General features: G+C 69.7%; 26 protein-coding genes, 1 tRNA gene and 1 pseudogene. 6 read left to right on the forward strand and 22 right to left on the reverse strand.

The window, feature by feature from the left end:
* Positions 1 to 24 precede the first annotated feature (24 nt).
* Positions 25 to 954: pseudogene (locus ncot_RS12700) on the reverse strand (aminoglycoside phosphotransferase family protein).
* 52 nt (positions 955 to 1006) lie between these two features.
* On the reverse strand, positions 1007 to 2890 hold the full coding sequence (lepA, locus tag ncot_RS12705) for a translation elongation factor 4 (RefSeq protein WP_168617941.1): 1884 nt from the start codon (positions 2888 to 2890) through the stop codon (positions 1007 to 1009).
* 265 nt (positions 2891 to 3155) lie between these two features.
* On the opposite strand from lepA, the gene ncot_RS12710 reads away from it, so the two are divergent.
* The 3 genes from ncot_RS12710 (at position 3156) to rpsT (ending at position 5174) form a co-directional block, all read left to right on the forward strand.
* Positions 3156 to 3650 carry a DUF4189 domain-containing protein gene (locus tag ncot_RS12710; RefSeq protein ID WP_168617942.1) on the forward strand — a complete coding sequence of 165 codons (495 nt, stop codon included), beginning with the start codon at positions 3156 to 3158 and terminating at the stop codon, positions 3648 to 3650.
* A gap of 154 nt (positions 3651 to 3804) precedes the next feature.
* Positions 3805 to 4749 carry a phosphotransferase gene (locus ncot_RS12715; protein WP_168617943.1) on the forward strand — a complete coding sequence of 315 codons (945 nt, stop codon included), beginning with the start codon at positions 3805 to 3807 and terminating at the stop codon, positions 4747 to 4749.
* A gap of 164 nt (positions 4750 to 4913) precedes the next feature.
* Positions 4914 to 5174, forward strand: a complete 261-nt coding sequence (gene rpsT / locus ncot_RS12720; protein WP_168617944.1) for a 30S ribosomal protein S20 — start codon at positions 4914 to 4916, stop codon at positions 5172 to 5174.
* 81 nt (positions 5175 to 5255) lie between these two features.
* Here rpsT and holA read toward each other — a convergent pair whose 3' ends face one another.
* The 5 genes from holA to leuS form a co-directional block, all read right to left on the reverse strand.
* Positions 5256 to 6248, reverse strand: a complete 993-nt coding sequence (gene holA, locus ncot_RS12725; RefSeq protein ID WP_168617945.1) for a DNA polymerase III subunit delta — start codon at positions 6246 to 6248, stop codon at positions 5256 to 5258.
* A 40-nt stretch (positions 6249 to 6288) separates the two neighbouring features.
* Entirely contained in the window at positions 6289 to 8589 is a 2301-nt protein-coding gene (locus ncot_RS12730) for a ComEC/Rec2 family competence protein (protein ID WP_240937893.1), read from the reverse strand.
* Between the two features lie 9 nt (positions 8590 to 8598).
* Positions 8599 to 9549, reverse strand: coding sequence for a helix-hairpin-helix domain-containing protein (locus ncot_RS12735; RefSeq protein ID WP_168617946.1), 951 nt, complete (start codon positions 9547 to 9549; stop codon positions 8599 to 8601).
* 107 nt (positions 9550 to 9656) lie between these two features.
* Positions 9657 to 10523, reverse strand: a complete 867-nt coding sequence (locus tag ncot_RS12740) for a DegV family protein (RefSeq protein ID WP_168617947.1) — start codon at positions 10521 to 10523, stop codon at positions 9657 to 9659.
* A 75-nt stretch (positions 10524 to 10598) separates the two neighbouring features.
* Positions 10599 to 13127, reverse strand: a complete 2529-nt coding sequence (leuS, locus tag ncot_RS12745; RefSeq protein WP_168617948.1) for a leucine--tRNA ligase — start codon at positions 13125 to 13127, stop codon at positions 10599 to 10601.
* A 283-nt stretch (positions 13128 to 13410) separates the two neighbouring features.
* Between leuS and ncot_RS12750 the strand changes: the two genes are divergently transcribed.
* On the forward strand, positions 13411 to 14034 hold the full coding sequence (locus ncot_RS12750) for a hypothetical protein (RefSeq protein ID WP_168617949.1): 624 nt from the start codon (positions 13411 to 13413) through the stop codon (positions 14032 to 14034).
* 75 nt (positions 14035 to 14109) lie between these two features.
* On the forward strand, positions 14110 to 14871 hold the full coding sequence (locus ncot_RS12755; protein WP_168617950.1) for a 3-oxoacyl-ACP reductase family protein: 762 nt from the start codon (positions 14110 to 14112) through the stop codon (positions 14869 to 14871).
* A 95-nt stretch (positions 14872 to 14966) separates the two neighbouring features.
* Here the strand turns inward: ncot_RS12755 and ncot_RS12760 are convergent, their stop codons facing one another.
* On the reverse strand, positions 14967 to 15620 hold the full coding sequence (locus tag ncot_RS12760; RefSeq protein WP_168617951.1) for a response regulator transcription factor: 654 nt from the start codon (positions 15618 to 15620) through the stop codon (positions 14967 to 14969).
* Positions 15617 to 16573: a sensor histidine kinase gene (locus tag ncot_RS12765; protein WP_168617952.1), complete on the reverse strand. Its 957-nt coding sequence runs from the start codon at positions 16571 to 16573 to the stop codon at positions 15617 to 15619. Before ncot_RS12765 ends, ncot_RS12760 begins: the two co-directional genes overlap by 4 nt.
* A 167-nt stretch (positions 16574 to 16740) precedes the next feature.
* Here ncot_RS12765 and ncot_RS12770 point away from each other — a divergent pair, with 167 nt between their 5' ends.
* The gene (locus ncot_RS12770) at positions 16741 to 17148 is read left to right on the forward strand and encodes a hypothetical protein (RefSeq protein ID WP_168617953.1); all 408 of its coding nucleotides are present in this window, start codon (positions 16741 to 16743) and stop codon (positions 17146 to 17148) included.
* A 12-nt stretch (positions 17149 to 17160) separates the two neighbouring features.
* Here ncot_RS12770 and ncot_RS12775 read toward each other — a convergent pair whose 3' ends face one another.
* The 13 genes from ncot_RS12775 to ncot_RS12835 form a co-directional block, all read right to left on the reverse strand.
* Complete coding sequence (locus tag ncot_RS12775) at positions 17161 to 17970, reverse strand: alpha/beta fold hydrolase (protein ID WP_168617954.1); 810 nt, start codon at positions 17968 to 17970, stop codon at positions 17161 to 17163.
* Between the two features lie 144 nt (positions 17971 to 18114).
* Positions 18115 to 18187: transfer RNA gene (locus tag ncot_RS12780), tRNA-Ala, on the reverse strand.
* A 36-nt stretch (positions 18188 to 18223) separates the two neighbouring features.
* A complete protein-coding gene (locus ncot_RS12785) occupies positions 18224 to 18880 on the reverse strand; it encodes a histidine phosphatase family protein (RefSeq protein WP_168617955.1) in 657 nt (218 codons plus the stop codon).
* Positions 18877 to 19254 (reverse strand): ribosome silencing factor, encoded by a 378-nt coding sequence (rsfS, locus tag ncot_RS12790; RefSeq protein WP_168617956.1) that lies wholly within the window; start codon positions 19252 to 19254, stop codon positions 18877 to 18879. Before rsfS ends, ncot_RS12785 begins: the two co-directional genes overlap by 4 nt.
* Positions 19251 to 19862: a nicotinate-nucleotide adenylyltransferase gene (gene nadD / locus ncot_RS12795; protein ID WP_168617957.1), complete on the reverse strand. Its 612-nt coding sequence runs from the start codon at positions 19860 to 19862 to the stop codon at positions 19251 to 19253. The genes rsfS and nadD overlap by 4 nt, the downstream gene beginning before the upstream one ends.
* Positions 19863 to 19864: 2 nt before the next feature.
* Positions 19865 to 20014 (reverse strand): hypothetical protein, encoded by a 150-nt coding sequence (locus tag ncot_RS12800; RefSeq protein WP_168615749.1) that lies wholly within the window; start codon positions 20012 to 20014, stop codon positions 19865 to 19867.
* Between the two features lie 22 nt (positions 20015 to 20036).
* Positions 20037 to 20495: a hypothetical protein gene (locus ncot_RS12805; protein ID WP_168617958.1), complete on the reverse strand. Its 459-nt coding sequence runs from the start codon at positions 20493 to 20495 to the stop codon at positions 20037 to 20039.
* Positions 20496 to 20538: 43 nt separating this feature from the next.
* Positions 20539 to 21789, reverse strand: coding sequence for a glutamate-5-semialdehyde dehydrogenase (locus ncot_RS12810; protein WP_168617959.1), 1251 nt, complete (start codon positions 21787 to 21789; stop codon positions 20539 to 20541).
* A gap of 153 nt (positions 21790 to 21942) precedes the next feature.
* Positions 21943 to 22893 (reverse strand): electron transfer flavoprotein subunit alpha/FixB family protein, encoded by a 951-nt coding sequence (locus tag ncot_RS12815; protein WP_168617960.1) that lies wholly within the window; start codon positions 22891 to 22893, stop codon positions 21943 to 21945.
* Between the two features lie 11 nt (positions 22894 to 22904).
* The gene (locus ncot_RS12820; RefSeq protein ID WP_168617961.1) at positions 22905 to 23705 is read right to left on the reverse strand and encodes an electron transfer flavoprotein subunit beta/FixA family protein; all 801 of its coding nucleotides are present in this window, start codon (positions 23703 to 23705) and stop codon (positions 22905 to 22907) included.
* A gap of 248 nt (positions 23706 to 23953) precedes the next feature.
* Positions 23954 to 24820 carry a DUF6801 domain-containing protein gene (locus ncot_RS12825; protein WP_168617962.1) on the reverse strand — a complete coding sequence of 289 codons (867 nt, stop codon included), beginning with the start codon at positions 24818 to 24820 and terminating at the stop codon, positions 23954 to 23956.
* Between the two features lie 162 nt (positions 24821 to 24982).
* Positions 24983 to 25369 (reverse strand): hypothetical protein, encoded by a 387-nt coding sequence (locus tag ncot_RS12830; protein WP_240937896.1) that lies wholly within the window; start codon positions 25367 to 25369, stop codon positions 24983 to 24985.
* A 114-nt stretch (positions 25370 to 25483) separates the two neighbouring features.
* On the reverse strand, positions 25484 to 26281 hold the full coding sequence (locus tag ncot_RS12835) for an enoyl-CoA hydratase-related protein (protein WP_168617963.1): 798 nt from the start codon (positions 26279 to 26281) through the stop codon (positions 25484 to 25486).
* Positions 26282 to 26316 lie beyond the last annotated feature (35 nt).

The following is a 26316-nucleotide window of genomic DNA, read 5'->3' on the forward strand; positions in this document are numbered from 1 at the left end:
TTTCGCGACTGTCGACGAGCCCAGCTAGCCCTGGACGGCCTTCGCGATGGTGATGCACCGAGTGACCCAGTCGCGGTCCTCGGTCGACAGCTCACGGTCGGCGCGCTCCGCGTCCTGCACCGCCCACATGGCGTTGTGCACCATGCGCACGACGACCCAGTCGCGCGCCCGGTCCTCGTCGAGGTCGGCGTCGTCGACCAACGTGTGGAAGCGACGACGGAGCCCGCCACGCACGTCGCCGGCGAGCTCCTCGAAACGGTTCCACATCATCGGGGCAAGCTCGTAGTGCGCGTCACCGTTCATCGGCTTGGGGTCGATCACCAACCAGGGCTCACGATCGGCGGCCAGCACGTTCTCGTAGTGGAGGTCGCCGTGGATCATCGTGCCGACGCTGCCGGGATCCTGGACGAAGTCACGGCCCAGCGAGACCGCCTGCTACACCAGGCGCCGCGGGATGGGTGCGCCGCGGGGCAGCCGCGCGAGGTCGGCGGTCCAGCGGTCGACGTACGACGGGAGGGGACGCAGCTGCGGGAGCGCCCGCAGGTGGATCCTCCGGTAGAGGCCGGCCACGACCGAGCAGGCCTCGAGGTCCCAGACGTCGGTGAGGTCCTCGGTGTGCAGTCGCTCCAGCAGGAGGAGCCGCCGACCCGGATCCGCCCGCAGCAGCCGCACCGCTCCGTTGCCGGCGATGTGCTGCAGGGCCAGCGCCTCGTGCTCCTCCTCGTCACCGGCCGGTGTGCCGGGACAGACCAGCTTCAGCACCGCCGGTAGTCCGGCACGGTCACGAACCGGGAGCACCAGAGCGGTCCAGCCGTGCATCGGCTCACCATCGGGCCGGAGCTCCCACTCCGCGAGCACGTCCTCCACGAGCTTCGGGAGACGGTCGACCCACTCGGTCCAGGCCGGTCCGCGCTGGGCGAATCCGACGACGAAGGCGGGCAGGGAGATGCTCATGCCGTCCGGATCCACTGGTCGGCTCCAACAGCCGTGCCCTCGTGGGCGGACGTCACTTCTTGCCGGACTTCTCCGTCGGCTGGGTCGTCGAGAGTGCGGCGACGAACGCCTCCGGCGGAACCTCGACAGTGCCGATGTTCTTCATCCGCTTCTTGCCGGCCTTCTGCTTCTCGAGCAGCTTGCGCTTGCGGCTGATGTCACCGCCGTAGCACTTGGCGAGCACGTCCTTGCGGATCGCGCGGATGTTCTCGCGGGCGATCACCCGAGCACCGATGGTGGCCTGGATCGGCACCTCGAACTGCTGCCTGGGGATGAGCTCCTTGAGCTTGCCGGCCATCATCACGCCGTAGCCGTAGGCCGCGTCCTTGTGCACGATCGCCGAGAAGGCGTCGACCGGCTCACCCTGCAGCAGGATGTCGACCTTGACCAGGTCGGCGGCCTGCTCGCCCTTGCGCTCGTAGTCGAGCGAGGCGTACCCCTTGGTGCGGCTCTTGAGCTGGTCGAAGAAGTCGAAGACGATCTCGCCCATCGGCAGGGTGTAGCGCATCTCGACGCGGTCCTCGGAGAGGTAGTCCATGCCGAGCAGGGTGCCGCGCTTGGTCTGGCACAGCTCCATGATCGTGCCGATGAAGTCGGAGGGAGACAGGATCGTCGCGCGGACGACGGGCTCGCGGACCTCGGCGATCTTGCCCTCGGGGAACTCGCTGGGGTTGGTCACCCCGACCTCGGAGCCGTCCTCCATGAGCACTTCGTAGACCACGTTGGGTGCGGTCGAGATCAGGTCGAGGTTGAACTCACGCTCGAGGCGGTCGCGGGTGATCTCCATGTGCAGCAGCCCGAGGAAGCCACAGCGGAAGCCGAAGCCGAGGGCACCGGAGGTCTCCGGCTCGTAGGTCAGTGCCGCGTCGTTGAGCTGGAGCTTCTCCAGGGCCTCGCGCAGGTCGCCGAACTGGTCGCCGTCGATCGGGTAGAGACCGGCGTAGACCATCGGGTTGGGGTGCTTGTAGCCACCGAGGGCCTCGGTGGCGCCGTGGTGCTGGGTGGTGACGGTGTCACCGACCCGGGACTGGCGCACGTCCTTCACGCCGGTGATCAGGTAGCCGACCTCGCCGACACCGATCTCGCCGGCCTTGACCGGCTCGGGGCTGATCACCCCGACCTCGAGCATCTCGTGCACGGCACCGGTCGACATCATCTTGATCCGGTCACGGTGGGTGAGCTTGCCGTCGATCACACGGACGTAGGTGACCACGCCGCGGTAGGTGTCGTAGACGGAGTCGAAGATCAGGGCTCGCGCCGGCTTGTCGGCGGCGCCGACCGGCGGCGGGGTCTGCTTGACGATCTGGTCCAGCAGGTCGGTGACGCCCAGCCCGGTCTTGGCGCTGGTCAGCAGCACGTCCTCCGGCTCGCAGCCGACCAGTCCGGCCAGCTCGGCGGCGTACTTCTCGACATTGGCACTGGGCAGGTCGATCTTGTTCAGCACCGGGATGATGTGCAGGTCCGCGCCCATCGCCAGGTAGAGGTTGGCCAGCGTCTGGGCCTCGATGCCCTGGGCCGCGTCGACCAGCAGGATGGCTGCCTCGCAGGCCTCGAGCGAGCGGGACACCTCATAGGTGAAGTCGACGTGGCCGGGAGTGTCGATCATGTTCAGCACGTAGGTGCCGGCGTCGATGTCGTGCTCCGCGGCCGACTCCGGAGTGACCGTCCACGGCATCCGGACGGCCTGGCTCTTGATCGTGATGCCGCGTTCGCGCTCGATGTCCATGCGGTCGAGGTACTGCGCGCGGGCGGCACGCTCGTCGACGACCCCGGTCAGCTGGAGCATCCGGTCGGCAAGGGTCGACTTGCCATGGTCGATGTGCGCGATGATGCAGAAGTTGCGCAGGATCGCGGGATCGGTGTGGCCTGGCTGCGGCGCTTGCGAGGTCAACGGCATGCTCTCTGGGCTGTGGTGCTGGGCTGTGGCGCTGGGCTACGGCGTACGGCTGGCCATTGTCCCACGCGGGCGAGCAACCACCGAACCGGCACGAGCTGCTGCCCCGAGCGCTCGCACCCGACGGGTTGCCGCGACGCCGACGGAACCCGGCAGGCACGGGTTCGACGGATTCGGCCATCTTCTTCGGCGATCTGGGTTTGCCACAGGAAATGCGGGGGTAAGCCGTGATTCGATCGACTGAATACGTACCCGAGAGGACTGGATCATGCGCAAGACCAACCGTTTGCTGGCAGTGATCGCCACGCTGCTGCTGACGTTCGGGATCCTCGCTGCGTTCAACACGAGCGCCAGCGCCGACCCGAGCACCGGCCCGAGCGCCGGAACCACCGCCGGCTCCGTGGACGTCGCCCCCACCACGGCGGCCTACCAGACATCCCGTCGCCTGTACTACGGCGCCATCCACGTGAACTTCAAGGAGTTCACCGGTGGCTACTCCTACGACAAGCGCACCAAGACGAGGGCCAAGAAGTCCTCCATGGCCATGTGCAAGGCCAACTCCGACGTCAACAAGCGTTGCAAGCTGGCCCTGTGGGTCCGCAACGGTTGTGGCGCCGTGGCCGTCCGGGTGAAGGACGGCCAGGTCGTGAAGGCCCGGACCGCGATCGCCTTCAACAAGAAGAAGGCCATCCGCAAGGCCAAGCGCAAGGTCGGCCGCGGCGCCGAGCGCTACGCCTTCGTCTGCACCACGCGTTACCGCTGAGCAACTGTCAGCTTCGAGGCGCCGGTGGACTGTGGTCCGCCGGCGCCTCGTCGTTCGTCGGCCCACGCGGGCTGCTGGATCCGTCCGCCTGCTGGGTCCGGGCGCGGCGACTGCCGATAGCGTCGCCCCCGTCCCGACCAGGAGGAAACCCCGCGTGAACACCGAACTGTCCCCGCCGCCGAGTGGTCGCACTGCCCGCCGTCTCGAGTGGCAGTTCCTGCCAGCGCACATTCGCGGACTGGTCGAGGGGCACTGCGGCTCACCGGTGACCGGTGCGGTGTCCCAGGGAGGCGGGTTCACCCCCGGTTTCGCCTCGGTGCTCACCTGCGCGGACGGCACCCAGCACTTCGTGAAGGCTGCCTCGGTCAAGGCGCAGCGGATGTTCGCGCTCTCCTACCGGGAGGAGGCCCGCAAGCTGCTCGCACTGCAGGACGACGTACCCGCACCCCGCCTGCTGTGGACCCACGATGACGACGACTGGGTGGTGCTCGGGATCGAGCATGTCGACGGGCAGCTGCCCACCCGCCCCTGGCAGCCGGACCACCTCGATCGTCTGCTCGACGCACTGGAGCAGGTCGTCGAGGTCACGCCCCCGCCGGAGCTGGGCCTGGCGCCCGTCACCGACGACCTGGCCGCGTGGCCGGCGTACTGGGACACCGTGCGGGCCAACCACCCGGACCTCACCCACGCCGACGAGGCGGCCGGGCTGGCAGCTCGTTTCCCCGAGGCACTCGCCGGATCCACCCTGCAGCACACCGACATCCGCGACGACAACACGTTGCTCGGCAGCGACGGCGAGCTGTGGATCTGCGACTGGAGCTGGCCGGTGCTGGCCGCGCCCTGGTTCGACACGCTGGCCGCGTTGATCGGCCCGCGTGGTGACGGCATCGACGTCGAAGCAGTCCTGGCCTCGCGTGCCCTCACTCGGGACGTCCCGGCCGAGCACCTCGACATCGCCCTGGCCCTGTTCGCCGGCTACTTCCTCAAGTCCGCCGATGACCCGGTGCCGCCGAGCTCGCCCCACATCCGCCACGCCCAGGCCTGGCAGGGGCAGGTCGTGTGGGGATGGCTCTGCGAACGCCGGGGTTGGGACTGCTGAGTCGATTTGGGGCGTACCCCCGCCGCTGATAGAGTTTCCCCTTGCGTGTCTGGCGCCCTCTTCGCTGACACGCCACGGGCTGAATTCCCGCGGCCCACCGGGTTGGTTCCCACCGACCCACCCCAGACCTGAATCCAGTCCGAACCAAGTGAAAGCGCAGCAACGTGGCGAACATCAAGTCCCAGATCAAGCGCAACCGCCAGAACGAGCAGGCGCACGAGCGCAACAAGGCCGTCAAGACCAACCTCAAGTCCGCGGTGCGCAAGTTCCGCGAGGCCGCCGAGGCTGGCGACAAGGACGCCGCCGTGGCTGCTGCCACCGAGGCCAACAAGAAGCTCGACAAGGCTGCCTCCAAGGGCGTCATCCACAAGAACCAGGCCGCCAACCGCAAGTCGGCCATCAGCAAGAAGGCCGCAACGCTCTGACGTAGCCCTCCTGCTCGGCATCAGGCGCCCACCCGTTCCTCGGGTCGGCGCCTTTTTGCATGCCCGTGATGCCGTCCGCCGTCAGCGACCTGAGCGCTGCTGCCGCAGCCCCGCCACGGTGAGCACGAGTCGCTCGAGGGTGTAGGCCGCGTCATGGGCGGCCCCCTTGATGTCTGCGTCTGCGCGGGCCACGGCCCGGATCGCCTCACCCAGCCCTTGGGGGGTCCAGGTACGCGACTGCTCGCGCAGGGTACGGAGCTTCCACGGCGGCACACCCACCTCGCGGGCCAGGTCGGCCTCACGGATGCCCCGTGGAGCAGAGACGTAACGGGCGAGCCCGCGCACGCCACTGGCGAAGGCCGAGGTGATGAGGACGGGCGGGGTGCCTCCGTCGAGCGCCCAGCGGAGCTCCTCGAGTGCCAGGGCCCGACGCCCGAAGAATGCGTTGTCGGCCACCGCGAAGGACTTCGCCTCCGCCCGGCCACCGAAGTAGCGCTTCACCTTGTCGGAGGTCAGGGTCTCGCCGGGGAAGTCGTTGACCAGCTGGTGGGCGGCGGCCGCCAGCGAACGGATGTCCTGGCCGATGGCCTGGACCAGGAAGTCGGCTGCCTCCTCCTCGATGGTGGATCCGTGGCGACGCACCTCGGACGACACGAAGCGGGGGAACTCCGCCCCCTTGATCGAGGCCGACTTCACCTCGTTGACCGCCGTGAGCTTGCGCAGCTTGTTGAGGACCCCACTGCCCTTCTGCCCACCACCGTGCACCAGCACCAGGGCGATGTCGTCGGCGGGCGCAGCGGCGTAGTCGAGGAGCCCGGCGACGGACTCGTCCGGCAGGTTCTCCAGGCCACGAACGACCACGCACCGCGTCGTGGAGAACAGTGACGGCGCGGCCAGCTCCCCCAGCGTGGCCAGGGTCAGGTCGCTGCCCTGGGCCTCGGACGACTCAGCCTCCGCGTCGTGCGCACGCACGGCGGCACGCACCGCGGCCACGGTGCGTTCATTGAAGAATTCCTCGGGCCCGGTCACCAAGGTGACGTGGCCCATCACGTCTGCTGCTCGAGGTCCGGCCATGGTGCGTCCAGCCTGCCACAGCGCGCCGACACCGCGACGGTCAGCCCCGGGCGCGAACCCGCAGCTGGTCCCCGTCGTCGACCACGAGGACGTCGCCGTCACGATCGGTGCGGAAGACCTTCGTTCCGGAGTCGCGCAGCGGACCCATCGTCGAGGCCGCCGGGTGACCGTAGTCGTTGTCGGCTCCCACCGACGCGATGGCCACGGCGGGGTGCAGGCCGAGGAGGAACTCCATGTCCTGGAAGCGGCTGCCGTGGTGGGGAATCTTCAGCACGTCGACCCGCAGGCCGGGGTGGGCGGCGGCCAGCCGGCTCTGGCCGTCGGGTTCCACGTCGCCGGTGAGCAGGATGCTGACGCCGTGCACCTCGGCAAGGACCACGAGCGACGAGTTGTTGGGATCATCTGCCACGACCGTCCCGGGAACCGGACCGATCACCTGCAGGCGGACCGCACCGACCTGCACCACCTCGCCGTACGCCGGCACACGGGTGCGCCCCGCCGTCTCCGCCTGCACCGCCACCGCGCGAGCCGCCGGCTCCGGCAACGCGCTGACCAGGACCTCCCCCACCCGCCGCCCGCTCATCACCTCCGCGAGCCCGTCCACGTGGTCAGCGTGGAAGTGGGTCAGGACCACCAGGGACAGCTCCTCGACACCGAGACGGTCCAGGCAGTGGTCGAGGTCTGCCGACTCCGGTCCGGCGTCGACCAGCACCGCGCGCCCCGGCCCCGCGTTGAGCGCGATGCCGTCTCCCTGACCGACCGAGCAGACGGCCATCACCCACCCGTCGGGCGGCCAACCGGGAGACGGCAGGGGGACCAGCACCACGACGACCATCACGGTGACGCAGGCGATCCCGGGAGTACGCCGGGTCAGGAGCGGGCCGAGGACCAGGGCCAGGGCCAGGCACAGGACGGTGAGCAGGGCGAGCGGGAGCCACCCGGTGCCCCACTCCACCGCCGGGAGCGACGTGCCGGCAGCGCGGTCGGCGATCGCGATGATCGCGCGGGCGCACTGGCACGCAACCCACCCGCACGTCCGGCCGGCGCTCCCCCACACCAGCCCGGCCAGTCCGCCGAGGAGTCCGCACACGGTGGCGGGTGCGACGAGCGGTCCGGCGGCCAGGTTGGCGAGCACCGCGACCAGGCTGACCTGCCCGGAGATCGCGGCCACCACGGGCGTGCACGCCAGCTGGGCCGCCGTCGGCACGGCCAGTGCCTGTGCCATCCACAGTGGCATCCAGTGCGCCAACGCCCGCGACCAGGCTGGCGAGAGCAGCAGGATCCCCGAGGTCGCCAGCACGGACAACGCGAAGCCGACCGTCGTGGCCAACCACGGGTCGAGCAGCAGGAGTCCCACCACGGCCACACCCATCGCGCGAACCCCGCGCCCGGTCCCGTTGGTCCCCATCCCGATCAACGCCACCGTTCCCATGGCAGCGGCGCGTACGACGCTGGGCTCGGTGCGGGCCAGCAGCACGAAGCCGATGATGCCCACGGCACCGAGGAGGTACTGCCACCTGCCACGCACTCCGCACCAACGCCCGACCACGAGGAGGAATCCGACGACCAGGGTGAGGTTGGTGCCGGACACCGCGAGGAGGTGCGTCAGTCCGGAGACCCGGAACTCCTCCTTCACCTGCTCCGGCAGCCCCTGGTCGTCACCGTCGACCAGCGCCGGCACCAGGTCGCGGGCCGGTGAGGGCCCGGCCGCGACGCTGGTTCGGATGGATCGGCGCACGGCACCCGCGCCGTGCCACATCATCGAGGGGGGCTCGACCACCGTGGGCCCGCCCCACGGCACCAGCACCGCCGCGACGTCGTGGCCGTCGGCCGGCCCGAGCCTGCCGCTCACGACCATCGTCGTGCCGAGCTCGACCTCGGACCAGGACTCCTCGGCAATCACGAGGACCGGCGTGTGCACCTCGTAGGACGTTCCTCGGCTGGTCAGGCGGGTGACGTCGGCGCGCATCGTGATCGACGTGGCGAACTGTCCCTGCACGGGGCGCGGGTCGGACGTGACCGTCATCCGCACCTCGACAGCGGCGCGAGTCGGTGCCAGCTCGGCAGCGGGCCCCTCCCGCACGGCCAGGTCGCGCAACCAGGCGCACGAGCCGACCGCCAGCGCGACCAGGAACCAGGCCACGACCGACCTCCGCAGACGCGCGGACCCGACGAGTCGGAGCGCCACCAGGGTGAGCGCCACGGCACCGAGCACGGCGGGCACTGGGGCCAGCAGCCCGCCCAGGCCCCCGACCCAGGCGGCCAGCCCGGCGGCAGGCATCCGCAGGTCGGCCGCGATGTCGTCGTCCGCCGGTCGAGCAGCGTCGAGGGGCAGCGACACCGCGCAGGCTCAGAGCGTCACGTGGGGTGCGAGCTGGGCCAACGTCTTCTCACCGATCCCGTCGACCTCGAGGAGCTGGTCGACGCTGGCGAAGCCACCGTTCGCCTCACGCCAGTCCACGATCGCGGCCGCCGTGACCGGGCCGACTCCGGGGAGGGTCTCGAGCTCCGTCGTGGTTGCCGTGTTCAGGCTGACCAGGTCGCCGGTCGAGCCCGGGGACGAGGGGACGGAGGGGACGGAGGACGCGGCCACTCCCGGTGGCGCCGGGACGCCGACGACGATCTGCTCGCCGTCCTGCACCGGCCGGGCCCGGTTCAACCCGGTCAGGTCGGCTCCGCGGCGGGGGCCGCCGGCCGCCTTGATCGCATCGACCACCCGGGAGCCAGGGGGCAGGACCACGATCCCCGGCCGGCGGACCTTGCCGGTGACGTCGACGACCACGTCGGTCGAGGGCACCCCGCTGCCCGGGGCCGTTGCCCCGGCGGTTGTCACCGGCGTGGCCAGCGCCGGTCCGGCCGTGGGAGCGACCACCGGGACCCCGGGGTCGTCGCGGACCACCCACCATGCAGTGATCCCCAGGCCGACCGCGACGACGACGGCGATCACGGCCAGCGTCGTCGGGGTCAACGACACCGAGCCGCAGAAGGGCGAGAGGTCCAGCCACGAGGACCCTCGTCGGGCCGCATGCCGTCCGCCGACCGGGACCTTGGGTGGCAGTGTCTCGGCCACGGCTCGGGACTCAGCACTCGGGGGAAGTGTGGTCGCGGGCTCCGCCTCGGCAGGGTCAGCACCGCTGGCCCCCTCTCCACCCGCCGGACGCAACTCGCGCAGGTGCGTGTGTGGCTCGTCGAGGGCGAGGGGCTCCACCGGCGGACGGATCCCGTTGAGCTCGGCGCTCAACAGCCGCAGACGGCGGCTGACCGTCTCGGCGTGCTCAGATGCTTGGGCTCGCGAACGCATGGCCCGACGCTAGGTTCAGCCGGCGAGCGGCGAAAGCCCTCGGCCCGGAGCCTGTGGATGACCGCCTGAAGAGCGTGCACGAAGGTGCACGGACCACCGGGCCGGGCTCAGAGGTCGGCGCGGTCGGCCGGTGAGACGCAGACCGCCACCATGCCTGGACCCACATGTGCCCCGAGCACCGCGCCGAGCTCGGCGTTCCTGATCGGAGCCGCGAGATCGACCCGGGCCGAGATCTTCGACGCCAGCTGGTGGGCCCGGTCCGGGCTGGACAGGTGGGCCACCACCACGTGGACCCGGCGGTCCCCGGCTGCCTCGACCGCCTTGTCCTCCAGACGACCCAGGGCCTTGCCGGCGGTGCGCACCTTCTCGAACGAGACGATGCTCCCGTCCTCGATGCGCAGCAACGGCTTGACCGCCAGGGCACCGCCGATGAACGCGGCGGCGCTGCCGACGCGTCCGCCCCGGCGCAGGTACTCCAACGTGTCGACGTAGAACAGCGTGGTCGAGGCCTCGGCCCACGACCTGGCCAGCTCCACCGCGTCCTCGCCACTGGCACCCGCGGCGATCGCCTCAGCCGCCGCGATGGCGGCGTACCCGACGGCCGGACCGACCTGACGGGTGTCGACGACGTGCACCGGGACCGGCGCGTCGCGGGCCGCCACCCGGGCCGAGTCGAACGTGCCACTCATCTCTCCGGAGATGTGCACCGCGACGATCTCGTCGTACCCCTCGTCGACCAGACGCTGGTAGGCCTCGAGCATCCCGGTCGGCGTCGGCTTCGAGGTCGAGACCGGCGTGAAGTTCTTCAACGCCTCCGCAACCATCTGCGGGCTGGCCCCGCCGACTCCCTCGTCGTACGACGTGGCGCCGATGATCACCTGCAGCGGGATCACGACGATGCCGTGCTCAGCGGCCTCCTCGGCGGTCAACGACGACGTGGAGTCCGTGACGACGGCGATCCGGCGATCAGGCATGGAGCAAGACTATCGGTAGGTCGCCGGCACGCCGTGGTGGTTTCGAGACGCTCGTGCCTCGCTCCTCGACCACCGTCAGCTGGCGACGATGTTGACGAGCTTCGGCTCACGCACGATGACCTTGCGCACGGTCCTGCCGTCCAGGGCCTTCACCACGGCCGGGTCCGCCATCGCGGCGGCCTCCAGGTCAGCCGCGCTGACGTCGGGCGAGACCTCGAGACGAGCCCTCACCTTGCCCTGGACCTGCACGACGGCCACGACGGAGTCCTCGACCAGCAGCGCCTCGTCGACGGTCGGCCAACCGGCCCGGGCGACGGTGGGCTGGTGACCCAGCCGCTCCCACATCTCCTCGGCGGTGTAGGGCGCCACCAACGACAGCAGGATCGCCACGGCCTCGACCGCCTCGCGCACGGCCGGGTCCTCGGGGCCGCAGCCGGAGTCGATCGCCTTGCGGGTCGCGTTGACCAGCTCCATCGTGCGGGCCACGACCACGTTGAAGCGGTGGTTCTCGACCAGGCCCTCGGCCTCGTGCAACGTCTTGTGGGTGGCCTTGCGCAGGGCGACGTCACCGGCCGACGGGTCGACCCCCGGAGCACTGGTCACGTCACCACTCAACCGCCAGGCGCGCTGCAGGAAGCGCACCGAGCCACCGGGCGAGACATCCGCCCAGTCGATGTTGTCCTCCGGCGGGCTGGCGAAGACCAGGGTCAGCCGGACGGCATCCACACCGAACTCCGCAAGTTGCTCCCCCAGACTGACGCCGTTGCCCAGCGACTTGCTCATCTTGCGACCGTTGTTGACCACCTTGCCCTGGGACAGGTACGCCGAGAACGGCTCGTCCCAGGTGACCAGGCCCATGTCACGCAGCGCCTTGGTGAAGAAGCGCGCGTACAACAGGTGCAGCACGGCGTGCTCGTCGCCGCCGACGTACAGGTCGATCGGTCCCCAGGCGTTGGCCAGCTCGGAGTCGAAGGCCTGCGTCTCGTCGTGCGGGGAGACGTAGCGGAAGAAGTACCAGGACGAGTCCACGAAGGTGTCCATGGTGTCGGTGTCGCGCGTGGCCGGGCCACCACAGGTCGGGCAGGAGACGTTGACCCACTCGCTCGCCGCCCCCAGCGGCGAGGTGCCCTTGGGCTTCAGGTCGGCGCCACGCAGCTCGGGCAGCTCGACGGGCAGCTGGTCCTCGGGAACCGGGACCTCTCCGTCGACCGGGCAGTGGATGATCGGGATCGGGGCACCCCAGTAGCGCTGCCGCGACAGCAGCCAGTCACGCAGCCGGAAGTTGACCGTGGCCTCACCCGTGCCCTGCTCGGCCAGGAACGCGATCGTGGCGCTCTTGGCCTCTTCGACGGCCAGGCCGTTGATGTCCAACGGCGCGTCAGCGCCCTCGGCCGGCGAGTTGATCGTGCGTCCCTCGCCGCTGTAGGCCTCGCCCTCGAAGTCGGCCGGTGGCTCCGTGGTCCGCACGATCGGCAGGCCCATCTGCGTGGCGAACTCCCAGTCGCGCTGGTCACCGCCGGGCACCCCCATCACCGCGCCGGTGCCGTAGTCGGCCAGGACGTAGTCGGTGGCCCAGATCGGGATCTGCTCCCCGGTCACCGGGTTGCGAGCAGTGACGCCCAGGTCGACACCGGTCTTGGGGCGGTCGGTCGCCATCCGCTCGATCTCGGAGGCCTTGCGGATCTCGTCGCGGTAGGCCTCGAAGGCCGGCCGCTGCTCATCGGTGACCAGCTCGTCGGCCAGCGCGGCGTCGACGGCGACGACCATGAACGTCGTCCCGAAGATGGTGTCCGGTCGGGTCGTGTAGACGGTGATGCTTCGAGACGCCTCGTCCCCCGGCTCCTCAGCACGGGCCCCGGGAGCGTCGGCCACCACGAAGTCGACGTGGGCGCCCTCGGAGCGACCGATCCAGTTGCGCTGGGCGTTGACCACCTTGTCCGACCAGGTCGGTTGCAGGTCGTCCAGACAGTCCAGCAGCTCCTGGGCGTAGGCCGTGGTGCGGAAGTACCACTGGGTCAGCTCGCGCTTGGTGACCTCGGCGCCGCACCGCTCGCACGAACCGTCGGCCAGCACCTGCTCGTTGGCCAGCACGGTCTGGTCGTTGGGGCACCAGTTCACCGGGCTGTTCTTGCGGTAGGCCAGGCCCTTCTCGTGGAACTTCAGGAACAGCCACTGGGTCCATCGGTAGTACGTCGGGTCGGAGGTGTTGAAGCGACGTGACCAGTCGAAGCTCACGCCGTACTTCTGGAAGGACTCCAGCTGGGTGGCGATGTTGCCGTAGGTGTAGTCGGCAGGGTGTGCGTCGTTGCGGATCGCGGCGTTCTCGGCGGGCAGGCCGAAGGAGTCCCACCCCATCGGGTTCAGGACCTCGTAGCCCTTCTGCCACCAGTAGCGCGCGATCACGTCATGCAGTGCGGTGACCTCGGCGTGGCCCATGTGCAGGTCGCCGGAGGGGTAGGGGAACATCGTGAGCGCGTAGCGCTTCTCGCGCTCGGAGTCGTCGTCCGCCTTGAAGGGCGCGATGTCCTCCCAGACCCGCTGCCACTTGTCCTGGACGGCCTCGACGTCGTACGTCTCCCGCTCGTTCCCGGCCTGCTCACTCATCTGCGTCTCCTCGTGTCTTCCGCGACTGCCGCGGTTCCTGCCATCCCGTCGCCCTGGTCAGCGAGCTGTCCAGGACACTGTTCAGCGCACAAAAAAACCCTCCGGGCAGGAGGGTGGCCGCGTTGATCGATGATCGATCAGCGCGGCTGGCGAAGAAGGAACCGCTGAGGCATACCGCCATGATACCGCAGGAGCAACGGATTTCCGCCCGGGGTTTCGCGAGGGCCGAGGCCGGGCAGGAAGAGCTCGCTCCCCACTCATCGCGTCCGAACCGAGGTCAGCCGTGCGCCTTCGTCTCCTGCTTCCCGTCGTGGCTGCGTTCGCGGCCCTCACGCTCACCGGCTGTGAAGGGACCAGCAGCGCCTCCGGTGGCACCGTGGGCGAGCCCGCAACCCCCTCCGGCAGTCCCAGCAGCGAGGCCACGGCAGCTCCGGTCGCCCCGGACCCTGCGCCACCGAGCGTGACCCGACCGCCGCCGCCCGCGGCCGGCGCCGGGGCCACCGCACCCGGGACCGTCCTGTCGTACGGCGATCCCGCAGTGGTCGAGGTCTACGCCTCGGGCAACCCCAAGGCGCAGGTCGAGTACACCGTGAAGGGCGTGAAGATGGCCGGCTCCGGGCAGGGCTTCGGCGAGACCGCGCTGATCACGATCGAGGTGCGCGCCATCGACGACCTCGAGGACGCCCTCGCCCTGGCACTGATCGACTGGTCCGGCCTCGACGAGAACGGCAACCAGACCGTGTTCGGCATCGCGGACGGCTGCGACGACGAGCTGCCCGTCGAGAAGGCCGGCGAGACCGGCACCATGTGCGTCGCGGTCGCGTTGACGGACGACGGCACGTCGATCTCCGAGGTGCACTACGACTCCGGCGCCTACCGCGGGAACCCGATCGTGTGGCGACCGTGATCGCCCCGGGGCCCCGGTCGGGTGGAGTCCTGATCGCCTGAGGTCCCGGTCGGGCGATGCGGCATAGTGGCCGCCATGCCTCTCACAGACATGTTTCGCCTCGACGACAAGGTCGCCATCGTCACCGGTGCCTCCAGCGGTCTCGGTGTCGCGTTCGCGCAGGGCCTGGCCGAGGCCGGCGCCGACGTCGTGCTCGGCGCGCGCCGGGTGGACCGCCTCCAGGAGACCGCTGACCTGGTCCGCGCCGCCGGGCGACAGCCGCTCACGGTGGCGACCGACGTCGCCGACCAGGCCCAGTGCCAGGCCTTGGTCGACGCCGCGATGGCTGAGTTCGGACGGGTCGACATCCTGGTCAACAACGCCGGCATCGGCACCGCAGTCCCCGCCACCCAGGAGAGCGTCGAGCAGTTCACCGGCGTCATCGACGTGAACCTCAACGGTTGCTACTGGATGGCCCAGGCCTGTGGCCGGGTCATGCAGCCGGGCAGCGCGATCATCAACATCAGCTCGGTCCTGGGGCTCACCACCGCGGGACTCCCCCAGGCTGCGTACGCCGCCAGCAAGGCCGGCCTGATCGGGCTGACCCGCGACCTGGCCCAGCAGTGGACCGGCCGCAAGGGCATCCGGGTCAACGCGATCGCCCCGGGCTTCTTCCTCTCGGAGATGACGTCGCAGTACCCGCCCGGCTACCTCGAGCAGCAGCAGGGCCGGATCCCGTCCGGTCGCAAGGGTGACCCGCGCGAGCTCGCCGCCACCGCAGTGTTCCTGGCCTCCGACGCAGCCGGCTACATCACCGGACAGACCCTGCCCGTCGACGGTGGCCTCACCATCGCCTGACCCGCGCGAACGGGCAGTTCTTGCTGCGCGAACGGGCAATCCTTGCTGCGCGAACGGGCAGTTCTTGACGGCCGAACAGGCACTCGTTGCGCCGCTCAGGGCTCGATCAGGCCGACCCGGATCGCATAGCGGGTCAGCTCGGTCCGGTCACGCATGCCGAGCTTGCCGAGGATGTTCTCTCGGTGGCGCTCGACCGTCCTGACGCTGATCGTCAGCTCCCGGGCGATCTCGCGCGACGAATTCCCCTCGGCGATCAGCTTCACCACCTCGTCCTCACGCGGGGTCAGCACGGCGGCGGGCAGTCGCTCGCCGCGACGGATCCGTTCGAGGTAGTCGCGCACCAGCGCCGACTCGGCCCCCGGATAGAGGAACGACTCACCGCGCAGGGCAGCACGACAGGCATCGACCAGGTCGCGGTCGGCCACGGACTTGAGGACGTAGCCCGACGCGCCGACCCGCAGCGACTCGAAGAAGTACTGCTCGTTGTCGTGCATGGAGAGCATCAGGATCGTGGGCGCGTCGGGGCGCCGGGAGATCTCCCGGGCCGCCTGCAGACCGGTCAGCCGCGGCATCGCCACGTCGAGGATGGCCAGGTCCACCGCTGTGTCCCGAAGCGCCGCCACGGCCTCCGCACCGTCCCCCACCTCGGCCACCACGGTGAAGTCGGGATGCTGGTCGAGGATCATCCGCACCCCGCGGCGTACCAGCGCGTGGTCGTCGGCGAGCAGGATCCGCGCGGTCTCGCTCATGCCGGCACCACCAGTCGCACCTGGGTCCCGCCACCGTCGCGGCGCCCGATCTCCACCTGGCCGTCGACCAGCGTCGCTCGCTCGCGCATCCCGCGTACGCCGGTCCCGACGGCCCCGGGTGCGATCCCGATCCCGTCATCCCTCACGGTGAGCACCACGTCTGTGCCCACCTGGTTCAGCGTCAGCTCGACGGTCCGGGCCCGGGCGTGCCGGGCGACGTTGGTCAGCGCCTCCTGCGCCACCCGGAACACGACGAGCTCCACGGGATCGTCGAGCGCGGGCAGGCCGGGCATGATCCCGCGCCGGACGTGGGTCTCCCCGTGACTGAACAGTTCCGTGGTCAGGGCAACCAGGGCGCTGCGCAGGCCGAGGTCCTCGAGGACGTGTGGCCGCAGCTGCCGGGCCACCCCGCGCACCTCGTCGAGACTGGCCCGGGTCGTCTCGCGGACCCCGGTCAGGGCGGCTGCGGTGTCCGGGTCGGCCTGCTCGACGATCGCCCCGAGCTCGAGGAGGACGGCGGTCAGCGACTGTCCCACGCCGTCGTGCAGCTCCTGGGCGATGCGGGCCCGCTCGGCCTCCTGGGCGGCGAGGGCGGCCAGGCTGCTGTCCCGCCGCGCGGTGTCGATCCGTGCGAACAGGTCGTTCACGGACTCGGCGAGGTCATGGCCCAGGCCGGAGCGAGGCACCGGGAGTCGTTCGACCGGCTCCGTGGAGCGCACCCGGTCCAGCTGGGTGACCAGGCGGTCCAGCGGCCTGAGCGTGCCACCCACCAGGACACCGTTGGCCACGATCATCACCGCCAGCCCGACGACCAGGACGATCACCTCCGACCACAACGGTCGGCTCGAGACCGTGGCTGGGGAGAAGGCCAGCAGTGCCGTCCCGAGGGCGAACAGCAGACCGTTGATGGCGATCACCCGGGAGGAGAGGGAGAACCCGTGCGCACTGAGCATGCGGCCATCGTCGCATCAACGTGCCCCGCGCGACGCGGGTTGCCCGCCGCACCCCGCTTTGGGTGCCGGACCCCATGGGCTCCGCACGCACGGTCGCCGAGACTGGAGCCAGCGGCGCCCCGCTCACCCCGAGCGGGGCGACCGCGCCAACTCCGAAGGAGGCACTCGTGATCGAGCTGGTCCTAGGTCTTGCCGCCCTGGCCGCGATCGCACTTGCCCTGCCGACCGTCGTACGCCGTCGGTGCGCCCCGGGGCGTGAGACGTCGCCCCCGCGCAAGCACCTGTGGGCCGTGGCCCAGGCAAACACGAGCGACGGGGTGACCGCGCGACTGGGCGTCGAGTTCACCGCGGCGATCGACGACCACGGGGCCAGCACGGTCATCGACGCCGTCGAGGGCCTGCTCCGCCACGAGATCGCCGCCTCCGCGGCGCACCAGCTGCCATCCGTCGGCGACGCGCTGCCCGACCTCGACGCCGGCGGCGCGGCCGGCACCGGCATCGACCGAGTTGTCGTCGCCTCCTCGGAGATCCAGGTGACACCCGAGTTCCGGCGACTGGTCAGCGCTCGGGACTGATCCCGAGGGCCGTCAGGCCACGTCTGTTGCGCCGGACTCGCGCCCGATCGTCTCGTCGACCAGGTCGATGATGGTGTCCGGGTCGTCGATCATCGGCACGTGGCCGCAGCCGGCCAACGGAACATGCCGAGCCCCGGGCAGCCTCAGCTTCGCGGTGCGGGACTGGGCGTAGGGCAGCAAGCGGTCAGCGGTTCCCCAGGCGACCGTCGTCGGCACGTCCACCCGCGAGTCGAAGACATAGGTGACGCCGGCCTGGAGGGTGGGCAGGAAGGCAGAACCGCGCTTCATCGCCAGGCAGTCGCCGTACGTCGCCTCCGCCGTGGCCCTCTCGGGGTGCACGTAGAGCGGGAAGCCGATCACCCGACGGCCCGCGGACGAGGCCGAGACGGCGCGCAGGACCGCGTCCGGGGCATGGCTTCCCGCCCACATGAGGCACAGCGGAACCAGCGCGCGGAACCTGGACAACCGGCCGAAGAAGCCCGCCGGGCTCAGGGCGGTGGCGGAGGAGACGAGGTCGCGCGCAGCCAGCTCGAGCGCGATCGCGCCACCGAGCGAGTTGCCGACGACATGGGGGCGGTGGACGCCCCACTCCTCGAAGTTGGCGGCCAGGTCCCGGCAGGCGTTGTCCATGTCGTAGGGCTGGTCCTTGCGGTACGGCGCCGACTCGCCGAAGCCGGCCAGGTCGACCGCGATCACGTCGTACTTCGCGGCGAGCCTGTCGAAGATCGGCGCCCAGGCCGCACGGCGGTGACCGATCCCGTGGATGAGCACGACGGGCTCACCACTACCGGCACGGTCGTGGACGAGGTGGGACAGGACCATCAGGCTCTCCTCGGGTGGGTGTGACCGCTCGGGTGGGTGTGACCGGGAGTATCACACAAAGACGTCGACGCAGGTCCGCAGCGTCCACCCCGGACCCGGAAATGCGAGGAAGCCCGGGCCAGCGGCCCGGGCTTCCTCGTGTTGTGGAGCTGAGGGGACTCGAACCCCTGACCCCCTGCATGCCATGCAGGTGCGCTACCAGCTGCGCCACAGCCCCATCATTGCTGCCTTGCGGCGAACAACGTCGGGAAGTTTAACCAGTCCTGGGCCCAGATGCGAAATCGGGGGTGGCAGGGGTGGCAGTGGCCGTGAGGTTCCAGGCAGCCAACCGGAATCGCCCGCCCTCGACGAGCTCGTCGAGCACCACCCAGCCACAGTTGTCCAGGCCCTGGAACCCCGAGGCGTGGTCGGCCGGCCAGCCCAGCAACGAGATGGTGGCCACCTTCAGCGCGGCTCCGTGGGAGACCACGACCCCGGTCTCCCCCGCCGCCAGGGCTCCCACGACGTCATCCAGGCCCGCACGGAACCTCAGGGCCACCTCGGTCGAGGTCTCGCCGCCGGGGACGGCCGTGAAGTGCCCGGCGCGGAAGTCGGCGTACTCGGCCGGGAACTGCTCGGCGTACTCCGCCATGGTCAGGCCGGTGCGCTCCCCGAGGTCGAACTCCCGGAAGCGCGCGTCCAGCTGCGGCTCGAGACCGCACTCCTTGCCGACGTACGTCGCCGTCTGGCGGGCGCGGGCCAGGTCCGAGGACCACAGCATGCTCGGGGCGTACGCCGCGATGACCGGCCCCACTGCCGCGGCCTGGTCGTGCCCGAGGTCGTTGATCTCGACATCGGCATGCCCCTGGCCACGCCCGATCGCGTTCCAGTCGGTCTGCCCGTGCCGGAGCAGGACCAGGCGCCGACTCACGGCTCGTGCGAGACGACGTCGTCCGGGAGCCCGATCTCGGGGCAGTCGCGCCAGAGTCGCTCGAGGGCGTAGAACTCACGTTCCTCCTCGTGCTGCACGTGCACCACGATCTCGCCGTAGTCGATCAGCACCCAACGACCGTCACGGTGGCCCTCACGGCGGATCGGCTTGGCGTCGATCGCGCGCAGCTTGTCCTCGATCTCGTCGACGATCGACTTGACCTGGCGGTCGTTGGGAGCCGAGGCGAGGAGGAAGGCGTCGGTGATGGCCAGCTGCTCGGAGACGTCGAACGCGATGATGCGCTGGGCCAGCTTGTCGGAGGCGGCACGGGCCGCCGCGTGGACGAGCTCAACTGCGTGCTCGGTGGCGGTCAAGAAGCTGCTCCAGACGGATAGAGGTTGTGCTTGGCGATGTATTGCACCACACCGTCGGGGACGAGGTACCAGACCGGCTCGCCTCGTTCCTTGCGGTTGCGGCAGTCGGTCGACGAGATCGCCAGCGCGGGGATCTCGACCAGGGTGACCCGGTCCTCGGGGATCCCCTCGAGGCTCTTCATCTCCATCTCGTAGCCCGGACGGGTGCACCCCACGAACCGGGCCAGCGAGAACAGCTCGTCGACGTCGCGCCAGGTGAAGATGTTGGCCAACGCGTCGGCGCCGGTGATGAAGTAGAGGTCGGCGTCAGGCATCAACGCGCCGAGCTCGCGCAGCGTGTCGATGGTGTACGTCGGCCCGTCACGGTCGATGTCGACCCGGGACACGGTGAACAACGGGTTGGCCGCCGTGGCGATCACCGTCATGAGGTAGCGGTGCTCGGCCGGCGAGACCTGCCGGTCGGACTTCTGCCACGGATCACCCGTCGGCACGAAGATGACCTCGTCGAGGTCGAACCACGCCTGCACCTCGCTTGCTGCGACGAGGTGTCCGTGGTGGATCGGGTCGAAGGTGCCACCCATGACCCCCACGCGACGGCGCTCTCCCATGGTCAGCTGTGCTCGCGCCCGCCACCGATGGCCATCACGATGAGCAGTGACACCAGCAGGATCGCCAGGGTGATCACCCCGACCACGTAGGGATTGACGGCAGGCTCGCTGGAGGTCTCGGAGGCGGCGAGGATCAAAGAGGTCAACGACATGGGCGCGATCCTATCGTGAGGCTCAGTGGAACAAGTGCGTCAGCCCCGCCAGGATCGCCCACGACTGCAGGGTGCGGCCGACGAAGATCGTCGCGACGTACATCGACATGCGGAAGCGGAGCGCACCGGCGATGGCACCCATCACCAGCAGGGGCGGGAATCCGACCAACGAGGAGGAGAACATGAAGGCCGCCGCCAACCGCGGCCGCTCCTCGATGCGGTTCTGCCACTTCGCGAAGCTGCGCTTCCACTTCTCGGACTCCATGCGGCGCTTCATCCACGGGAGCTCCATCGACTTCGCGGTGCCGTGGTACCAGAGGACCTTGCCGAGCGCCTGGCCCGCGCCGGCCGCGATCGCCACCGGCAACGCGGCGGACCTCGGGATCTGGGTGGCCAACGCCACGAGGTAGACCTCGACGTTGAAGACCGGCACGACCGCGGAGAGGATGCTGAATCCGAGCGTGCCGAAGAACGCCTTCACTCCCCCGACCCCCCAAGCATGGTGCTGACGCTACAGGGGGTGGTCAGCGGATGTGACCGTCCCCTGTCACGACGTACTTCGTGCTGGTCATCTCCGGCAGCCCCATCGGGCCGCGCGCGTGCAGCTTCTGGGTGCTGATCCCGATCTCCGCCCCGAAGCCGAACTCGCCACCGTCGGTGAAGCGCGTGGAGGCGTTGACCAGCACGGCGGCCGAGTCGACGGCCGCCACGAAGCGGCGGGCGGCCTGCTGGTCCTCGGTGACGATCGCGTCGGTGTGCTGGCTGCTGTTGGCGCGGATGTGCCGGATCGCCGCTTCGATGTCGGGGACGACGGCCGCCGCGATGTCGAGGCTGAGGTACTCGTCGGCGTAGTCCTCCGCGGAGGCCTGCTCCACCCCGTCGTACTCGCAGAAGCGTTCGTCACCGTGCAGCGTGACACCCTTGTCCTGGAGGGCGTCGATGATCGTGGGCAGGAACTCGTCGGCGATGTCCTCGTGCACCAGCAGGGACTCCGCTGCGTTGCAGACACTGGTGCGGTGGGTCTTGGAGTTAATCACGATCGCCACCGCCTTCTCCAGGTCGGCCGCCCTGTCGACGTAGACGTGGCAGTTGCCGACGCCGGTCTCGATCACCGGCACGGTCGACTCCTCGACCACGCTGCGGATCAGCCCAGCCCCGCCTCGCGGGATGAGTACGTCGACCAGTCCGCGGGCCCGCATCAGCGCCTTGGCACCCTCGTGGCCCTCGCCCGGCACGAGCTGGAGCACGTCGGGGCCGACGCCCTGCTGCTCGATCGCCGTCCGCAGGACCTCGACGATGCGTGCGTTCGACGAGAGCGCACTGCTGGAGCCCTTGAGCAAGGACGCGTTGCCGGACTTGAGGCAGATGCCGGCGGCATCCGCGGTCACGTTGGGCCGTGCCTCGTAGATGATGCCGACGACACCGAACGGGACCCGCACCTGGCGCAGCTCCAAGCCGTTGGCGAGCACCCCACCGCGCAGCACCTCGCCCACGGGGTCGGGCAGGGCGGCAACCTGTCGCAGTCCGTCAGCCATCGCGGTGATCCGCTCCGCATCGAGACGCAGTCGGTCGATGATGTTGGCGGGTGTGCCCGAGGCTTCTGCCCGGTCCACGTCCTCGGCGTTGGCAGCGAGGATCGACTCCTGCTCCGCCTCGAGGGCGGCCGCCATGGCCAGCAGGACGGAGTCCTTGGTGGCCCGGGTCGCGACCGCGAGGTCGTGGCTGGCCTCCCTGGCCCTCAGCGCTGCGTCGCGGACGTCCTGCTCGATGCTCATCCCTCAAGCCTAGTCGCGCGGGCAGGGGGCGGCGGCCCTGTCTCAGTCACCGCCAACCGCGCCGACCCGCCGCCAGACGTGTCGGAAATGCGCCGAGTCGGCACGTGTTGACCACAGGGGGCGTCAACTCGTGCCGACTCGGCGAGGGTCCGATCACTTGCGCTTGTTGATCTCCTCGGTCAGCGCTGGGAGGACCGTGTGCAGGTCACCCACGACACCGAAGTCGACCAGCTCGAAGATCGGGGCCTCTTCATCCTTGTTGACGGCCACGATGGTCTTCGAGGTCTGCATGCCGGCCCGGTGCTGGATGGCACCGGAGATGCCGTTCGCCACGTAGAGCTGCGGCGAGACGGTCTTGCCGGTCTGGCCCACCTGGAAGGTGTGCGGCTTCCAGCCGGAGTCGACGGCGGCACGCGACGCGCCGACCGCGGCACCGAGCGCGTCAGCGAGGTTCTCGACCGGCTCGAAGTTGCCGCCGGTGCCACGACCGCCGGAGACCACGATGGCGGCCTCGGTGAGCTCGGGGCGACCGGTGGACTGACGCGGCTGCGAGGCCACGATCTGGGCGGACTTGGCGGCGTCGGAGATCGTCGCTGCGAACTGCTCGACGGCGCCGGCACCGGCCACCTCCTCCGGAGCGGCGGAGTTGGGCTTGACCGTGATGATCGGCGTGCCCTTGCTGACCTTGGCCTGGACCGTGAAGGAACCGGCGAAGACCGACTGCGTGGTGACGCCGCCGTCGGTGACGTCCACGGCGTCGGTGATGACACCGGACTCGATCTTGATGGCCAGGCGACCGGCGATCTCCTTGCCCTCGGCGGAGGACGGGATCAGGATCGCGCCGATGCTGTCAGCACCAGCCTTCTCGACGACTTGAGCCAGCACCTCGGCCTTGGGGGCCACCAGGTAGCCCTTGATCTCGGCGTCGTCGACGGCGTAGATCTTCTCGGCACCGAACTTCTTCAGGGCGTCGACGGGGGCCTCCCCGGAGCCGATGAAGACGGCCGACGGCTCGCCGAGGCGACGAGCGATCGTCAGGAGCTCGTTGGTGGTCTTGCGGACGTTGCCGTCGACGTGGTCGACGAGTACCAGGATTTCAGACATGTTCAGGCTCCTCAGATGAACTTCTTGGAGGCAAGGAACTCGGCCAGCGCCGTGGCGCCCGAGCCGTCCTCGTCGGTCACGATCTCGCCGGCGGTGCGCGGCGGGCGGGCCGTGGTCTCCTCGACCGCGGTCCACGCGGCGTCGAGGCCGACCTGGCCGGCGTCGACGCCGAGGTCGCTGAGCGAGTAGGTCTCCATCGGCTTCTTCTTGGCCGCCATGATGCCCTTGAAGGACGGGTAGCGGGCCTCACCGGTCTGGTCGGTCACCGAGAGCAGCACCGGCAGGGTGGCTCCGATGACTTCGGTGGCGGCGTCACCGTCACGCTTGGCGCGGATCTGGTCACCCTGGGTCTCCACCACGGAGGCGAAGGTCACCTGCGGCAGGCCGAGGCGCTCGGCGAGCATCGCGGGCACCAGGCTGGTGCCGGCGTCGGTCGAGGCCATGCCGGTGACCACGAGGTCGGCCGAACCATTGTCCTGGCCGATCTTCTCGATGGCCTTGGAGAGCACCAGGGAGGTGGCCACGGCGTCGGAACCGGCGATCGCGTCGTCGGTGACCAGGACACCCTGGTCGGCGCCCATCTGCAGCGCCTTGCGCACGGCGTCGACGGCCTGCTCGGGGCCGATCGAGAGCGCGGTCACGGTGACATCGCCCTCGGCCTTCTCCTTGATCTGGAGGGCCTGCTCGACGGCGTACTCGTCGAGCTCCGACAGAAGACCGTCGACGCCAACGCGGTCAACGGTGTTGTCCGACTCGAACCGCCGGTCGGCGGTGGCGTCGGGGACATGCTTCACGAGGACAACAATGTTCATGGTGGTGTGGCCGGTTCGGCCCCTCCTGTGCAGTCGGTTGCGGCGCGGCCGCTGCGCGCGACCGGCTCCATCCCCCAGGCCGTGACCTGAGGATTTGTTCGTGAGGTTACTAGTTGGTCGCCCACCCGCGGAACAGTGTCCATGGTGGGTTCAGTCACAGCGTCGGAGCTCCGAGCGCCGCCCCTGACGCGAAAGGGCCCGCCCCGCGCACTCGCGCGGGACGGGCCCGGAATCCACCCAGGAGCGGGTCAGACCTTCTTCTTCACCTTGTCCGTGGAGGCCTTCAGGTTCTTGTTGCCCGAGTACGTCGCCTTGATGACGTACTTGCCCTTCTTGACGCGCTTGACGGTGGCCTTGGCCACGCCCCGCTTGTTGACCTTGGCCTTGACGGTCTTGAACTTCTTCCCGTTCTTGGTGACCGCGAGCTTCACGGTGCCGGTCGCCTTCACGGGCGCCTTGACCTTGGCCGTGAGCTTGAACTGCTTCTTGGACTTGACGTACTTCACCGAGGCGCTGGTCCTGGTGCCGGCCTTCGCGACCGCGATGGTGTCGACCGTTGCGTCCTGGCCCTCGTCGAGGGTGCAGGGCACGTCAGCCGTGAGCGCCTCGCTGCCGTCCGCCTTCTTGAAGACCAGGTGCGAGGTGAAGTCGGACGAGGCGAGGACGAGCTGGCCCGCCTTCGTCGCCGTCACCGGCGCACCCACACCGGTCGCCACGACGGCCAGGGGGCCCGCCGGGATCTCGGTGAGCGGCACGGCCAGGTCGACGGCCTCCGTCCGGTCGCCGACGAGAGTCGTGACGACAGCAGTCCCCTCCACGGTGGTGGCACCGAGCACACCGGAGATCAGGCCGGCGACGTCCTCGGGGATCGTCACCGTGGACGCCACGGCAGGGGTGAACGACTGGCCCACGACGGTCTTGGCCGGCGCGTCGGTGTCGGCCACCACCGTGAAGGTCTTGTCGCCGAGGATCGGCACCGTGCAGGTGTAGCTCAGCGAGGCACTCTCGGCCTGGGCGGGGCTGGTGGTGGCGATGGACAGGCCGGCCGAGGCGAGCGCCAGAGCACCCACCGCCGCGACCTTGCGCAGACCAGTTCCGAGCATAGCAATAGACATGTGTATATCCCTCCACAGCTTTCGCTGTCAGCGCGTGCCGTCACTCCCCTCCGAAGTGATGATCGACACGCACCGGACACACTAGAACAAGTTGCTGCATGAAAGTGACCGCCCAGTAGCGTGACATGCATCACACCAGTGGGCGGTCACCGCACGGTTGCCTCAGGGGCGGATGACCTTGTCGAGCACCTTGCCGATGATCAGCCAGGCGACCGCGCCCAGGCCCCAGTTGAACAGGGCGTTCTTGATCTCGCCGTTGTCGCCGCCGAACTGCTTGATGCCGTTGTCGATGCTGAAGATGCCCAGGTCGACACGACCGGCCCACTCGCGCACGAACTCGACGAGACCGTTGTCGGTGTTGGCCTCCAACGCGTAGCTCAGCGCGCCCAGGGCCAGCACGAGTGCGAACAGGACGCACACGATCCACACCACCTGGGCGACGCGGGTCCGCACCGAGGCGACGCTGATCTCGATCGGCGCCCGACGGGAGCCGTCACTGTCAGCCTTGGTCCCGGACTTGCCCTTGGTCTTGTCTTCCTTGTCGGCCACAGCCGTCCTTCCACTCGTCGCACACCGGTCACGGCACGATATACGGACAACGCACCGGTCGCCGGTGAGTCACGCTGCGGGTCCTCGACGTGCAGCCAGCACGTGCGAGCCGGGTCAGGCGCCCTTGAACTGCGCCTTGCCCGGGCCCGCCTCGACGAACGAGCTCATGCCGATGCTGCGGTCCTCGGTGGCGAAGAGCGCAGCGAACTGCACCCGCTCGATCTCCAACCCGGTCTCGAGGTCCACCTCGAGGCCCCGGTCGATCGACTCCTTCGCCGCGCGAACGGCGTACGTCGCGGCGCTGGCGAACTGGGAGGCCCACTTCACCGCCTCGGCGTACACCTCGTCGGCCGGCACCACCCGGTCGACGAGGCCGATGGCGAGCGCCTCGTCGGCCTTCACGAAACGGCCGGTGAGGATGATGTCCTTGGCCTTGCTGGGTCCGACCAGCCGGGTCAGGCGTTGGGTGCCACCGGCACCGGGGATGATCCCGAGCAGGATCTCCGGTTGACCCAGTGTGGCGTTGTCGGCTGCGAAGCGGACGTCGGCGCACATCGCCAGCTCGCAGCCGCCACCGAGCGCGAAGCCGGTGACCGCGGCCACGACGGGCTTCGGGATCTTGGCCACGGCCGTGAAGGCCGACTGCAGCCCGGCAGAGCGGTCGACCATCTCCGTGTAGGTCATGTCGGCCATCTCCTTGACGTCGGCACCCGCCGCGAAGACCCGCTCCCCGCCGTAGACCACCACGGCCTTGACGTCGGCGCGCTCCGTGGCCTCCTGGGCGCAGGACCGGATCTCCTCCTGGACCTGCAGGTTGAGTGCGTTCATCTTGGGACGGTCGATGCGGATCGTGCCCACACCGTCCGCAACCTCGAGGTTGACGAACTCTCGAGCCGAGTCGGAATTGCCCATGATCTTGCCGCTCCTGTCGCGTGGGGTGGTGTCGG

Origin of the sequence: Nocardioides sp. JQ2195 (genome assembly GCF_012272695.1) — a bacterium.
GTDB lineage: Bacteria > Actinomycetota > Actinomycetes > Propionibacteriales > Nocardioidaceae > Nocardioides.